12 protein-coding genes are annotated in these 14712 nt (G+C 60.3%); 8 read left to right on the forward strand and 4 right to left on the reverse strand.

The window, feature by feature from the left end:
• Positions 1–113 precede the first annotated feature (113 nt).
• The 3 genes from der (at position 114) to ACM6IO_RS18625 (ending at position 3736) form a co-directional block, all read left to right on the forward strand.
• Complete coding sequence (der, locus tag ACM6IO_RS18615) at positions 114–1583, forward strand: ribosome biogenesis GTPase Der (RefSeq protein ID WP_008025521.1); 1470 nt, start codon at positions 114–116, stop codon at positions 1581–1583.
• 225 nt (positions 1584–1808) lie between these two features.
• Entirely contained in the window at positions 1809–2957 is a 1149-nt protein-coding gene (locus ACM6IO_RS18620; RefSeq protein WP_008042421.1) for a pyridoxal phosphate-dependent aminotransferase, read from the forward strand.
• Positions 2945–3736: an amidohydrolase gene (locus ACM6IO_RS18625; RefSeq protein ID WP_223451685.1), complete on the forward strand. Its 792-nt coding sequence runs from the start codon at positions 2945–2947 to the stop codon at positions 3734–3736. The genes ACM6IO_RS18620 and ACM6IO_RS18625 overlap by 13 nt, the downstream gene beginning before the upstream one ends.
• A 194-nt stretch (positions 3737–3930) precedes the next feature.
• Here the strand turns inward: ACM6IO_RS18625 and leuA are convergent, their stop codons facing one another.
• On the reverse strand, positions 3931–5610 hold the full coding sequence (gene leuA / locus ACM6IO_RS18630; protein WP_008025530.1) for a 2-isopropylmalate synthase: 1680 nt from the start codon (positions 5608–5610) through the stop codon (positions 3931–3933).
• 388 nt (positions 5611–5998) lie between these two features.
• Between leuA and ACM6IO_RS18635 the strand changes: the two genes are divergently transcribed.
• Entirely contained in the window at positions 5999–6355 is a 357-nt protein-coding gene (locus tag ACM6IO_RS18635) for a hypothetical protein (RefSeq protein WP_008025532.1), read from the forward strand.
• A 126-nt stretch (positions 6356–6481) separates the two neighbouring features.
• Here the strand turns inward: ACM6IO_RS18635 and ACM6IO_RS18640 are convergent, their stop codons facing one another.
• From ACM6IO_RS18640 to ACM6IO_RS18650, 3 genes are all read right to left on the reverse strand, one after another.
• Positions 6482–7303, reverse strand: coding sequence for a M23 family metallopeptidase (locus tag ACM6IO_RS18640; protein ID WP_192228443.1), 822 nt, complete (start codon positions 7301–7303; stop codon positions 6482–6484).
• Between the two features lie 3 nt (positions 7304–7306).
• On the reverse strand, positions 7307–8686 hold the full coding sequence (gene xseA / locus ACM6IO_RS18645) for an exodeoxyribonuclease VII large subunit (RefSeq protein ID WP_032832722.1): 1380 nt from the start codon (positions 8684–8686) through the stop codon (positions 7307–7309).
• A 77-nt stretch (positions 8687–8763) separates the two neighbouring features.
• On the reverse strand, positions 8764–9711 hold the full coding sequence (locus ACM6IO_RS18650) for a LysR family transcriptional regulator (protein ID WP_008042417.1): 948 nt from the start codon (positions 9709–9711) through the stop codon (positions 8764–8766).
• 100 nt (positions 9712–9811) lie between these two features.
• Between ACM6IO_RS18650 and ACM6IO_RS18655 the strand changes: the two genes are divergently transcribed.
• The 4 genes from ACM6IO_RS18655 (at position 9812) to guaA (ending at position 14658) form a co-directional block, all read left to right on the forward strand.
• A complete protein-coding gene (locus ACM6IO_RS18655; protein ID WP_008042415.1) occupies positions 9812–10579 on the forward strand; it encodes a sulfite exporter TauE/SafE family protein in 768 nt (255 codons plus the stop codon).
• A gap of 177 nt (positions 10580–10756) precedes the next feature.
• Entirely contained in the window at positions 10757–11305 is a 549-nt protein-coding gene (locus ACM6IO_RS18660; protein ID WP_008042413.1) for a hypothetical protein, read from the forward strand.
• Positions 11306–11526: 221 nt separating this feature from the next.
• Positions 11527–12996 carry an IMP dehydrogenase gene (gene guaB, locus ACM6IO_RS18665; RefSeq protein ID WP_008042411.1) on the forward strand — a complete coding sequence of 490 codons (1470 nt, stop codon included), beginning with the start codon at positions 11527–11529 and terminating at the stop codon, positions 12994–12996.
• An 84-nt stretch (positions 12997–13080) separates the two neighbouring features.
• Positions 13081–14658 (forward strand): glutamine-hydrolyzing GMP synthase, encoded by a 1578-nt coding sequence (gene guaA, locus ACM6IO_RS18670; protein ID WP_008025547.1) that lies wholly within the window; start codon positions 13081–13083, stop codon positions 14656–14658.
• Positions 14659–14712: the final 54 nt, after the last annotated feature.

A 14712-nucleotide genomic window follows, 5' to 3' on the forward strand; every position in this document is an offset into this window, starting at 1 on the left:
CCCAAGCGGCCCCGTTCTGCGGGGCTCGCAGCGTTTTCAAACGCTGCCCCGAGCACCAGCCGCTGCCTCGCAGCGGCTTTTGTATTTTCTGAAATAACGAAGTGGAGAGCCGCATGGTTCCCGTAATCGCCCTGGTGGGCCGACCGAACGTCGGCAAGTCCACCTTGTTCAACCGCCTGACCAGGACTCGCGACGCCATCGTCGGCGACTTGTCCGGTCTGACCCGTGATCGCCAATACGGTGAGGCCAAGTGGCAAGGGCGTTCCTACATTCTGGTCGACACCGGCGGTATCTCCGGTGACGAGCACGGTATGGACGAAAAAATGGCCGAGCAGTCGCTGCTGGCCATTGAAGAAGCCGATGTCGTTCTGTTCCTGGTAGATGCCAAGGCCGGTTTCACCGCCGCCGACCAGATGATCGCCGAGCATTTGCGCAAACGTAACAAGCGTTCGTACGTGGTTGCCAACAAGGTCGACAACATCGACCCTGAAATGGCCCGCGCCGAATTCGCCCCGTTGGGCATGGGCCACGCGATCCCGATCGCCGGTGCTCATGGTCGTGGCATCACCCAGATGCTGGAAATCGCCCTGAGCGACTTCCCGAAAGACGAAGAAGAGCTGGAAGAAGGCGAGGAAGAGGACGTTGCCGAAGGCGAGGAAGCCAAGCGCATTCCTGGCCCAAGCGAAAAAGACGGGATCAAGATCGCCATCATCGGCCGCCCGAACGTCGGCAAGTCGACCCTGGTCAACCGCATGCTCGGTGAAGACCGGGTCATCGTGTACGACCAACCCGGCACTACCCGCGACAGTATCTACATCCCGTTCGAGCGTAACGACGAGAAGTACACGCTGATCGACACCGCCGGTGTGCGCAAGCGCGGCAAGATCCACGAAGAAGTCGAAAAATTCTCCGTGGTCAAAACCCTGCAAGCGATCAAAGACGCCAACGTGGTGATCTTCGTGATGGACGCCCGCGAAGGCGTGGTGGACCACGACCTCAACCTGCTGGGCTTCGCCATTGAGTCCGGTCGTGCGCTGGTCATCGCGATCAACAAGTGGGACGGCATGACGCCGAGCGAGCGTGACTTCGTGAAGGTCGAACTGCAACGTCGACTGTTCTTCGTTGACTACGCCGACATCCACTTCATCTCGGCACTGCACGGCACGGGCGTGGGCAACCTCTACGCTTCCGTACAGAACTCGTTCAAGTCCGCGGTCACCCGCTGGCCGACCAACCGTCTGACCCAGATTCTGGAAGATGCGGTCGGCGAGCACGCGCCACCGATGGTCAACAACCGCCGGATCAAGCTGCGTTATGCGCACTTGGGTGGTGCCAACCCGCCGATCATCGTGATTCACGGTAACCAGATCGAGAAGGTGCCGAAGTCTTACGTGCGTTATCTGGAAAACACTTACCGTCGTGTCTTGAAGCTGGTCGGTACGCCGATCCGCATCGAGTTCAAGGGCGGCGAGAACCCGTACGAAGGCAACAAGAACTCGCTCACTGACCGTCAGGTCAACAAGAAGCGTCGCTTGATGTCGCACCACAAGAAAGCCGACAAGAAGCGCCGCGACAAGCGCTGATTCAAGGCTGGCTCGCCTCTGTAGGAGCGAGGCTTGCCCGCGAAGAACGATAACGCGGTGTATCTGATACACCGCGGTGTTGCGTTCGCGGGCAAGCCTCGCTCCTACGGGATCGGGTTCGAGAAGAAGGGCGCCACTGGCGCCCTTTTTTTATGGGCGCCGTTTGGCTATCCTCGGGCTCTCCCGCGCCGCCGTTAGAGCCGGGTGTAGAGCAGGGAATCACCGATGATCACCAGTAAGCTGCCGAATGTCGGCATCACTATCTTCACGCAGATGTCTCAGCTCGCGGCGCAAACCGGGGCGATCAACCTGTCACAGGGTTTTCCCGATTTCGATGCCCCGCAAGCCTTGTGCGATGCGGTGGGTCGGCACATTGCCAATGGCCATAACCAGTATTCGCCAATGACCGGCCTGCCGGTACTGCGTCAGCAGATCGTGGCGAAAATTGCCCGCAGCTATGGCGTCACCGTCGATGCGGACAGCGAAGTGACCGTGACTCCCGGTGCGACTGAGGCGATTTTTTGCGCCATTCAGGCCGTTATCCACAACGGTGACGAAGTCATCGTGTTTGATCCGGCCTATGACAGTTACGAGCCCTCGGTCCAGCTGGCCGGTGGCCGTTGTGTTCACGTGCAACTGGGGCTGGACGACTTCAGCATCGATTTCGAAAAGCTCGCCCAGGCGCTGAGTCCGCGCACGCGGATGATCATCCTCAATACCCCGCACAATCCCAGCGGCGCACTGATCAACCGTGCCGAGCTGGACCAACTGGCGGCGTTGATCCGTGACCGCGACATCTATGTGATCAGCGATGAGGTCTACGAGCACCTGGTCTACGACGGTGTGCCCCATGTCAGTGTGCTGGCCCATGAAGAGCTGTATCAGCGCGCCTTCGTGGTCAGCTCCTTCGGCAAGACGTACCACGTCACCGGCTGGAAAACCGGCTACGTGGTCGCGCCACCGGCCTTGTCGGCAGAGCTGCGCAAGGTGCACCAGTACGTCAATTTTTGCGGCGTAACCCCCTTGCAATACGCCTTGGCCGACTTCATGGCGGAGCATCCTGAACACGTCGAAGAATTGCCCGGCTTCTACCAGGCCAAGCGCGATCTGTTCTGCGACTTGCTGATGCCATCGCGTTTCAGTTTCACCCGCGTCACCGGCACCTATTTCCAGTTGGTCGATTACTCGCAGATCCGTCCCGACCTCAACGATGTCGAAATGGCGCTGTGGATGACCCGCGAACACGGCGTGGCGAGCATCCCGATCTCGGTGTTCTACCAGACGCCACCCGAAGGCCAGCGCCTGGTGCGCCTGTGCTTCGCCAAACGCGAGGAGACCCTGCGTGAAGCAGCGGCAAAACTATGCGTGATCTGAGTGCATTGCCGAATCTGACCATCGCGCTGATCCAGACAACCCTGGCCTGGCACGACCGCCAGGCCAATCTGGAGCATTTCGAGCAACTGCTGGAACAGGCTCGCGGCGCGGACCTGATCATCCTGCCGGAGATGTTCACCACCGGTTTTTCCATGGAGTCCGAGACGCTTGCCGAGGCGGAAAACGGTCCCACCAGCAAATGGCTGCGCGCCCAGGCGGCAAAACTCGATGCGGTGATCACCGGCAGCATCATCGTTCAGGCCGCTGATGGCAGCCATCGCAATCGCCTGTTGTGGGCGCGGCCGGATGGCGAAGTCTGGCATTACGACAAGCGCCACTTGTTCCGTATGGCCGGCGAGCACAATCACTACACGCCGGGCGAGCGCCAGGTGCAGTTCGAGCTCAAAGGCTGGCGCGTCCGACCGCTGATTTGCTACGACCTGCGTTTCCCGGTGTGGAGCCGCGATGCCCAGGACACAGACCTTTTGCTGTACACCGCCAACTGGCCGGGTGCGCGGCGCCAGCACTGGAACCGTTTGCTGCCGGCGCGGGCAATCGAAAACCTGTGCTACGTGGCGGCGGTGAATCGCATCGGCACTGACGGGAAAGGCTTTGCGTACACCGGCGACAGTCAGGTCCTGGATTTTCAGGGCGAGACATTGCTCAGCGCCGGTGAGGCGGATGGGGTGTTTCAGGTTGTTCTGGATGCGGCGGAACTGGCGGCTTATCGCACGCGGTTTCCGGCGAATCTGGATGCTGACACGTTCGAGTTCACCTGAGATTTTCTCTGCCTGACAAGGCCCCATCGCCAGCAAGCCGGCTCCTACAGTTGACCGAGTTGTTCTGACCTACGCGGTCAACTGTAGGAGCCGGCTTGCTGGCGATGGGGCCGGGACAGACAACATAAATATTGCCGGCAAACAAAAAGGCCCCGAGGTTCACACCCCGGGGCCTTTTGCATTACAGCGAAGGCTTACGCCGCTTTCGCTTCCGGCTGGCTCAACGAGCGGTTCAGCGCGCTGAACAAGGCCTTGAAGCTGGCGGTGGTGATGTTTTCATCGATGCCCACACCGTGCACCGCACGTTGGCCTTCCACACGCAGTTCGATGTAGGCCGCGGCCTTGGCGTTGGTGCCCGCACCGATCGCGTGCTCGTTGTAATCCATGATCTCCACCGGAATCGGCAGACCGGCCACCAGCGCTTCCAGCGCACCGTTGCCTTTGCCGCGCCAGTGCAGGTTGGTTTCGCCCTGGCCCTTGCCGGAAACTTCCACTTCCACGGCGCTGTGACCGTTTTCTTCCTGCAGGCGATGGCTGACCAGCGCGTACGGGGTGTTGGCCTGCAAGTACTCGCTGTGCAGCAACGCGTGGATCTGCTGGGCGGTCATTTCGAGGCCCAGGCGATCGGTTTCACGCTGCACGACCTGGCTGAACTCGATCTGCATGCGACGCGGCAAGCTGATGCCGTATTCCTGTTCCAGCAGGTAAGCGATACCGCCCTTGCCCGACTGGCTGTTGACGCGGATCACCGCCTCGTAGCTGCGGCCGATGTCGGCCGGGTCGATCGGCAAGTACGGGACTTCCCACAGGGCGTCCGGTTTCTGCTGGGCGAAGCCCTTGCGGATGGCATCCTGGTGGGAGCCGGAGAACGCGGTGTGAACCAGGTCGCCGACGTACGGGTGACGCGGGTGCACCTGGATCTGGTTGCATTCTTCGACGACTTTGCGCACGCCGTCGATGTCCGAGAAATCGAGCTCAGGGTGGATGCCCTGGGTGTAGAGGTTCAGTGCCACGGTGACCAGGTCGACGTTGCCGGTACGCTCGCCGTTGCCGAACAGGCAGCCTTCGACACGATCCGCACCCGCCATCAGGCCCAACTCGGTGGCGGCCACGCCGGTGCCACGGTCGTTGTGGGTGTGCAGGCTGATGATCACGCTGTCACGACGGTTGATGTGGCGGCCGAACCATTCGATCTGGTCGGCATAGATGTTCGGGGTCGCGCATTCGACGGTGGCCGGCAGGTTGAGGATCACTTTGTGCTCAGGCGTCGGGTTCCAGACTTCGATGACCGCGTCGCAGACTTCCTTGGCGAACTCCAGCTCGGTGGCGCTGAAGGTTTCCGGCGAGTATTCGAAGGTCCACTGCGTGTCCGGCTGCTGGGCCGCGTATTTGACGAACAGCTTGGCGGCGTTCACGGCGATGGCCTTGATCCCGTCCTTGTCCTGGTTGAAGACAATGCGGCGGAAGGAAGGGGAGGTCGCGTTGTACAGGTGAACGATGGCTTTCTTCGCCCCGCGCAGGGATTCGAAGGTGCGCTCGATCAGGTCTTCACGGCCTTGAGTCAACACCTGAATGGTGGTGTCGTCCGGGATGTGGTTGCCTTCGATCAGGGTGCGCACGAAGTCGAAGTCGGTTTGCGACGCAGCCGGGAAGGACGCTTCGATTTCTTTCACGCCAACCTGTACGAGGGTTTTCCAGAAACGCAGCTTCTTGACCGCGTCCATCGGCTCGATCAGCGACTGGTTGCCGTCGCGCAAGTCGGAGCTGCACCAGATCGGCGCGGCGGTGATGGTCTTCGACGGCCAGGTGCGGTCCGGAATGTCGATGGTCGGGAACGCGCGGTATTTCGAAGACGGGTCTTTGAGCATGCTCATCGGGAAATCCTTATTGTGTGGGCCGAAAAAAGGCGGCCTGCCGGTGGATCAAAAGTTCTTGGGGAAAAGCGTAAAACGAGGCGTCGCGATTCAGCCCGGCAGTCGTGCGCTGACGAGGCACAGGCTGCGGTGCTGGCGAAGCTGAATGAGGGTGTGAGAGGTTTTCATGTCTTCAACCCTAACCGCGAGGGTGAAGGATGGCAAGCAGTCGAAAAAAATTGAGAGGAATACTCGCTAGCGCGTATTTATCGAGATTTTATTGCTGTGAGTCCCCGTGATTGTTTGGTTTTTTGCGCGAGCTTCAAGCGATGCGCAATTGATGGTTTGAGCGCCGGGCGCTGACAGTCGGGCTATTCTTAAAGCCTCGACTGGCATTCAGGAGTCGGCGATGAACGAGTCTGACTGGAAGCAGTATTGCGTGTTACGGCCGGTGGCACATGAGCGGATGTGCGAGCGGATTTTGTCGGATGTCGAAAAAACGCTGCTGGATAAGAGCAACGCGCCCTACGAACGAATAGATGCCAGCGAGGAGCTGCTGAAAGCCGGGCAAAAGGAACTGTATTGGGCGTTTGGTGTTTTCAGGTTTTCGCGTCATGAAGCCCGCTCGCATTTGCTTGGGTTGTGTGCGCGGGAATTGATCACGGCAGAGGAGTTGAGCTGGTTTTCAGTCGAGACGCAGGAGTGGGTCAAACACTGCCTGGCGGATCGAGAGGTACATGGGATAGAGGACCTGGACGCGGAATAGGCGGCGTCAGTGATACCGCCTTCGCGAGCAAGTCGGGTCGCCGCACCGCTCGCTCCTACAGTAATTGCGTGAACTCCTGTAGGAGCGAGGCTTGCCCGCGAAATGGCCATTCGCTTCAGCGAAGATTCAAGGTTGAAACGCGCCTATGAAAATCGCCGGATCCACCCGCGCATCATTCAGGCTGACATTCCAGTGCATGTGCGGCCCGGTCGCCCGTCCAGTCGAACCGACCTTGCCAACCACACCACCACGCGCCAGTTGCTGCCCCACCTTCACATCGATCTTCGACATGTGGCAGAACATGCTGATAAAGCCCTGCCCATGGTCGACAAACACCGTGTTGCCGTTAAAGAAGTAGTTACCGATCAAAATCACCTTGCCCGCCGCCGGGGTCTTGATCGGCGTGCCGGCGCCCACGGCGAAATCCAGGCCAGAGTGGGGATTGCGCTCTTCACCGTTGAAGAAACGGCGCACGCCGAACTTGCTCGACAGCGGGCCGTTGACCGGTTTGTCCAGCAGCAGGTTGCTCGGCGTATTCGGGCTGAACGTGCGGTACGCGGCGATCTGCTCGGCCAGTTCGCGCTCGATGCGCTTGAGATTGTCCGGGTCAGGATTGACCTGTTGAGTATTTTTCAACGTGATGCGCTGTTCCGGATACTTCTTGTTGCCAACGGTGAAGCTCAGGTTGCGGCCACCGCTGCTGATGGATTGGGCACCCGGTTTGACGGTCAACGGCACACCGACAATCGCCAGCCAATTGTCCTGTTCCTTGACCACCAGCACCGGTTTGCCTTGATAGCTGGCTTTCGGCGCCTGGGCAGAGCTGCCCAGATCCACCACCGCCACACCCCCCGGTACCGGTTTGTTCAACAGGCGGGTGATGTAGCTGTCGGCGTGGGCGTTGAAGGTCAGGCACAGCAACAGCAGCGAAGCTAAAAAACGCGGCATGGATCAATCCAGTAAAGAAAGGGTGACAGGCGTCAGGTGATTGTCTTCGACCCGCACTTGCAGTTCGCCTTCACCCAGTTTGGCTTTCAGGCGCTGGCCGTTGTGGGTTTGCGCGGCGTTGCGGATCGCGTTGCCGCGCTCGTCGAGCAAAATGCTGTAGCCACGGCCGAGGGTCGCCAAAGGGCTGACCACGTGCAGGGTCTGCACCTGGCTTTGCAGTTGCAGACGACGGGACTTGAGCCCTTCGCGCATGGCCCGGGGCAGGCGTTCGGCGAGGCTGTCGAGGCGCTGACGCAACATCGCCAGTTGCCGCCCCGGATGTTGCCCGGCGAGGCGGGTTTCCAGGCGGATCAGCCGTTCGCGACGGGTATTGAGGCTGCGTTCGAAGGCGCGGCGCATGCGCATGTCCAGATCATCCAGACGTTGCGCCTGTTGGCGCAGACGTTCACCGGGATGGCGCAGGCGACGAGAGATGCCTTCCAGGCGCAGGCGATCACGCATCAGGCGGTCACGCATGCGCATCACCAGCCGACGGTGCAGGCTTTCGACCCGACGCACCAGGTCACTGGAATCCGGCGCCAGCAGTTCTGCGGCGGCGGACGGCGTCGGGGCGCGAACGTCGGCCACGAAATCACTGATCGATACATCGGTTTCATGGCCGACGGCGCTGACAATCGGCGTCACGCATGCATCCACGGCGCGGGCCACGGCTTCTTCGTTGAAGCACCAGAGGTCTTCCAGCGAGCCGCCGCCACGGGCCAGGATCAATGCGTCGAAACCACGGGCGTCCGCCAGTTTCAATGCGCGGACAATTTGCGCCGTCGCTTCGCGGCCCTGCACGGCGGTGGGGATCAGCGTCAGTTGGATCTGCGGTGCGCGACGGCGGAACACGCTGATGATGTCGCGGATCACCGCGCCGGTCGGCGAACTGATGATGCCGATGCGCTGCGGATGCGCCGGCAGCGGCACTTTGCGCTCGGCGCTGAACAGGCCTTCGGCGCTGAGTTTTTCCTTCAAGGCATCGAAGGCCAGGCGCAGCGCACCGTCACCGGCCGGCTCGACGGTGTCGAGAATCAGCTGATAGTCGCCACGGCCTTCGAACAGCGAAACCTTGCCGCGCACCTTGACCGCCAGGCCGTCCTTCAGCGCCTGACGAACCCGCGCCGCGTTCTGCCGAAACAGCGCGCAACGTACTTGGGCGCCGCTGTCCTTGAGGGTGAAATACACGTGGCCGGACGCCGGGCGTGCGAGGTTGGAGATTTCGCCTTCGACCCAGATATTGCTGAACACGTCTTCGAGCAACACCCGCGCGCGGCCGTTGAGCTGGCTGACAGTCAGGACTTCACGGTCCAGGCCGAGTCTTGCAAAGGGATCTTTAATCATGGGGCGCATGATAAAGGCATTCTCCAACCGAATGCACGATCCCCTATAGGAGCGAGCCTGCTCGCGATGGCAGTGTGTCAGTCGACAGTGCTATTGAATGTTAAACCGCTATCGCGAGCAGGCTCGCTCCCACAATGGTCTGTGCAGACATTTATGAAGTGTTGAATCAGCGCCGTGGGATTCTGCCGGCAGGCGAGGGCGACGGTGCTGTGGCAATCCGGGTCGGCCAGGGGCAGGAAATGAATGTCGGGTGGCGCGATGTCCTGCATCGACTCCGGCAGCAGCGCGATGCCGAATCCGGCCTGGATCAATTGCAGTTGCGTGGTTTTGCGCGAGACCACCCGCGCCGCCTTCGGGAAAAATCCCTGGCGCATACACAGCTCGGCGGACAGATAACTCAAACCGCCGCGCTGCGGGTGAGGGATGGAGATAAAGGCTTCATCCTTCAACTGCGCCAGATCGATGCCCTGAGCGGACTTATCCACAACCAGCCGATGATTGGGTGGAACGGCCAGCAGCAATCGTTCGCTATACAAAGGAACAATCTGCACGCCTTCACGTTGGCGCAACACCGGCAGGCGCAGCAGTCCGACATCAAGTCGATTGTCGACCAACGCTTCAAGCTGCGCTTCGGAAGACAGCTTGACGATCTCCATGGACACGCCGGCCTGCTGGTCCAGATAAGCACTGATACCCCGTAGCAGGCGACCACTCATGGGCACGGTGCTGGAGTGACTCAGGCGCAAGGTGCCCAGTTGCCCGTTGCCCACTTGGGTGGCCATTTCACTGGCCTTGGTCAGTTCGTTCAGCAGGTTTCTGGCGCGCGGCAAGAACGCCTCGCCAGCGGCGGTCAGTCGCGGCTGGCGCGCCGTGCGTTCGAACAGCGGGGTTTGCAGGCGGGTTTCCATGTCCTTGATCTGCCGGCTCAAGGCTGACTGCGCAACAAACAAACGCTCAGCGGCTGCACTGAAGCTGCCGCACTCGGCGATTTCCACGAAGTAACGCAATTGACGGGTTGAAAGCACGAGTCATGCCTTTTTGAGATGAGAGGTCGGCTTTGAAGATATTAGTCGCAAGGCTCGGCGCTGGCTAAAGTCATCACAGGTATTTGATAAAGGCGTGCAGATGAACGTGCTGGAGTTGTTACACCAATGGCCATTCGGCGCGACGGATTGGTTGGTGATCGGCCTGGCCATCGCCCTGGCGTACATCGTGTTTGGTATCGCCGGGTTCGGCACTGCGTTGGTGGCGGGGCCGATTCTGATTGTGTTCATGCCGCTGTCGAAGATCGTGCCGTTGCTGGTGCTGCTGGATTTCGTCGCGGCGTTCGGCAATCTGCTGCCCTCGCGGCGGGATGTGGCCAGGCCTGAGTTGCTGCGGCTGTTGCCGTGCATGGCGGTGGGTTGCACGCTGGGGGTCATCTTTTTGCTGAACCTGAAATCCGACGTGTTGCTGCTGTTGATGGGGCTGTTTATCAGCGTCTATGCGGTTTACAGCCTGTGGGTCAAAACCCGGCCGACGCAGTTGTCTGCCGCCTGGGCAGTGCCGATGGGCACGGTGGGCGGGATGTTCGGGGCGTTGTTTGGCAGTGGCGGCTTTTTATATGCGATCTATTTGAACAGTCGGTTGCCGAAAGACGCGGCGCGGGCCACCCAGAGTGCGCTGATCAGTTGCAGCACCGTGGTGCGCCTGAGCCTGTTTGCTGTCGCGGGTGTGTATGCCGAGCTACCCTTGTTGGTACTGGCGCTGTGTTTGTTGCCGGCCATGGCGCTGGGGTTGTGGGTCGGCCGGCGGTTGACCATGCGATTGTCCCGCGAGGCGTTTGTGCGGCTGGTGACCTGGTTGGTGCTGGCCAGCGGGATTGCGTTGATCGGGCGGTATTTGAGTACTTGACCTCAGAGTGTCAGGGATTAAGCTGCCGCCCGCTCGGACGCCTTCGCGGGCAAGTCGGGTCGCCGCACCGCTCGCTCCTACAGGTTCTGCGCCTGCCTTTGTAGGAGCGAGGCTTGCCCGCGAAGGCGTAGGACGGCACACCGCAGAACTTCCATTTGACGCAGCAGGCTTGCACCCATGAATTCCCAAAGCATCATCGTCCCGAAAATCTCCACGCTGCCGGTACACGAACCCCGGGCCCGGGCGGTCGTGCGGTGGCTGGTGCGCAAGGACATCATCAAGGAAGAGCTGACCACTTGCGGCCGCACCGGCAACCGCATGGGGCACGCGATCGCCGATGGTGCCCGCGCCGTGGTGCTGCACCCGGATGCGCTGCCGTTCGGCGAGCCGGTCAATGGCCTGGAGATCATTACCAAACGCTGCATTTATACGCCGGCCAAAGGTTTTCTGGGGGAGGCGGGTTGCGCCGAGTGCCGCAAGGAAATCGGCGAGGCGCTGTTCGAAAGCCTCGAAGACTGGATGCCGGGGCGTACCGATAACTTCACCTGTCCCGAATGCGGGCATGAAGATGACATCAATGGCTTTCTGTTTTTGCAGGAATGCGGGTTTTCCAACCTGGGGTTCATTTTCAACAACTGGGCCGAGGCCGGGTTCAAGCAGAGCTTTATCGATGAGTTTGCCGATTGGCTGGATCAGCCGGTTAGCTGGGTGAAGGTCGAACTGTAACCGCACCCGTATCGTAACCATAACCTGTAGGAGCGAGGCTTGCCCGCGAAGCTTTTAGCGCCAGTGATGACGCCTTCGCGGGCAAGCCTCGCTCCTACAGGATTTGCGTTCCAACCCCCCGTCGATCACCGCATCGATAATAGACAGAGTTTTACATTGAACCCGAGGGGGTGTCTGACTATAATGGCGCGCTTCCATTTTCCCGCTCGGGAGCCCCCGCGATGCTGCGTATCAGCCAAGAAGCTCTGACATTCGACGACATTCTCCTAGTGCCCGGTTATTCCGAGGTGCTTCCTAACGAAGTCAGTCTCAAGACCCGCCTTACCCGTGGCATCGAGCTGAACATTCCTCTGGTTTCTGCCGCCATGGACACCGTTACTGAAGCCCGTCTGGCAATCGCCATGGCTCAGGAAGGTGGCATCGGCATTATCCACAAGAACATGACCATCGAGCAGCAAGCTGCCGAAGTTCGCAAGGTCAAGAAGTTCGAAGCCGGCGTCGTCAAGGATCCGATCACCATCGAGGCTGACGCCACGGTTCGTGATCTGTTCGAACTGACCCGCATGCACAATATCTCCGGCGTTCCGGTACTGCACGATGGCGACCTGGTCGGCATCGTCACTTCCCGTGACGTGCGCTTCGAAACCCGTCTGGAAGCCACCGTACGTGAAGTGATGACGCCTAAAGAGCGTCTGGTCACCGTCCGTGAAGGCGCCAACAAGAACGAAGTCCGCGAGTTGCTGCACAAGCACCGCCTGGAAAAAGTCCTGATCGTCGACGACAAGTTTGCCCTCAAAGGCATGATGACCGTCAAAGACATCGAAAAAGCCAAGGCTTACCCACTGGCCAGCAAGGACGATCAAGGTCGTCTGCGCGTAGGCGCTGCGGTCGGCACCGGTAAAGACACCGGTGACCGTGTTGCTGCCCTGGTCAATGCCGGCGTTGACGTGGTGGTGGTCGACACCGCTCACGGTCACTCCAAAGGTGTGATCGACCGCGTTCGCTGGGTCAAACAGAATTTCCCTGAAGTGCAGGTCATCGGCGGCAACATCGCCACCGGCGCTGCCGCCAAGGCCCTGGCCGAAGCTGGCGCTGATGCAGTCAAGGTCGGTATCGGCCCTGGCTCGATCTGCACCACCCGTATTGTCGCCGGTGTCGGCGTCCCGCAAATCAGTGCCATCGCCAACGTCGCCGCTGCCCTTGAAGGCACTGGTGTTCCGTTGATCGCCGACGGCGGCATCCGTTTCTCCGGTGACCTGTCCAAGGCCATCGTAGCCGGTGCTTCCTGCGTGATGATGGGCTCGATGTTCGCCGGTACTGAAGAAGCGCCAGGCGAGATCGAACTGTTCCAGGGGCGTTCGTACAAGGCTTACCGTGGCATGGGTTCGCTGGGCGCCATGTCCCAGGCTCAAGGTTCCTCCGATCGTTATTTCCAGGACTCCTCGGCAGGCGCCGAGAAACTGGTTCCGGAAGGCATCGAAGGGCGTGTTCCGTACAAGGGCACCCTGAGCGCGATCATCCATCAACTGATGGGCGGCCTGCGTTCCTCGATGGGTTACACCGGCAGTGCCGACATCGAAGAAATGCGCACCAAGCCTGAGTTCGTGCGGATCACCGGCGCTGGCATGGCCGAGTCCCACGTTCATGACGTACAGATCACCAAAGAAGCGCCAAACTACCGCGTAGGTTGAGCCTTCTAGCAAAACGTTAAGTAACCCGGGGCTGTTTTATTCAGCCCCGAGTTGTTTCTGAATTACATAGACGAGACTGACTTCATGGCCCTCGACATTCACGCCCACCGCATCCTGATCCTCGACTTCGGTTCCCAGTACACCCAGCTGATCGCCCGCCGCGTGCGTGAAATCGGCGTGTACTGCGAACTGCATCCGTTCGACATGGACGACGAAGCGATTCGCGAATTCGCTCCAAAAGGTGTCATTCTCGCCGGCGGTCCCGAGTCCGTGCACGAAGCCAACAGCCCTCGCTGCCCGCAAGCGGTGTTTGACCTGGGCGTGCCGGTCTTCGGCATCTGCTACGGCATGCAGACCATGGCTGAACAGCTGGGTGGCAAGGTCGAAGGTTCCGAACTGCGTGAATTCGGTTATGCCCGTGTCGACGTAGTCGGCAAGAGCCAGCTGCTGGACGGCATCGAAGACCACATCGACGCCGACGGCCTGTTCGGCCTCGACGTGTGGATGAGCCACGGTGACAAGGTCACCAAAATGCCGCAGGACTTCCACATCCTGGCCAGCACCCCGAGCTGCCCGATTGCCGGCATGTTCAACGATGATCTGCGCTACTACGGCGTGCAGTTCCACCCGGAAGTGACCCACACCAAGCAGGGCGGCCGCATCCTGTCGCGCTTCATCCTCGAGATCTGCGGCTGCGAAGCGCTGTGGACACCGTCGAAGATCGCTGAAGACGCCATCGCCCAGGTTCGCGCCCAGGTCGGCACCGACAACGTATTGCTCGGACTGTCCGGCGGCGTTGACTCCTCGGTGGTTGCCGCGCTGCTGCACAAAGCCATCGGCGACCAGCTGACCTGCGTCTTCGTCGACAACGGCCTGCTGCGTCTGCACGAAGGCGAGCAAGTGATGGCCATGTTCGCCGAGAACATGGGCGTCAAGGTGATCCGCGCCAACGCTGAAGACCAGTTCCTGAACAACCTGGCTGGCGAAAGCGATCCAGAGAAGAAGCGCAAGATCATCGGTCGTACCTTCATCGACGTCTTTGATGCCCAGTCCAACAAACTGGACAACATCAAGTACCTCGCCCAAGGCACCATCTACCCGGACGTGATCGAGTCGGCTGGCGCGAAAAGCGGCAAGGCGCACGTGATCAAGTCGCACCACAACGTGGGCGGCCTGCCGGAAGAAATGAACCTCAAGCTGGTTGAACCGCTGCGCGAGCTGTTCAAGGACGAAGTCCGTCGTCTGGGCCTGGAACTCGGCCTGCCGTACGACATGGTCTACCGTCACCCGTTCCCGGGTCCGGGCCTGGGTGTGCGGATCCTCGGTGAAGTGAAGAAGGAATACGCCGACCTGCTGCGTCGCGCCGACCACATCTTCATCGAAGAACTGCGCAAGGCCGACTGGTACCACAAAGTCAGCCAGGCATTCGTGGTGTTCCAGCCGGTGAAATCGGTTGGCGTTGTAGGCGATGGCCGTCGTTACGCCTGGGTCGTGGCCCTGCGTGCCGTGGAAACCATCGACTTCATGACTGCGCGTTGGGCTCACCTGCCTTACGAACTGCTGGAAACCGTCAGCGGCCGCATCATCAATGAAATCGAAGGCATCTCCCGCGTCACTTACGACGTGTCGAGCAAGCCGCCAGCGACCATCGAGTGGGAATGATCCCGGTCTGACTGATCGCCTGTAACACCTGAAAGGCCCCGTGAATGTGAATTC

Source organism: Pseudomonas sp. IT-P44, from assembly GCF_949768225.1.
Lineage (GTDB): Bacteria > Pseudomonadota > Gammaproteobacteria > Pseudomonadales > Pseudomonadaceae > Aquipseudomonas > Aquipseudomonas migulae.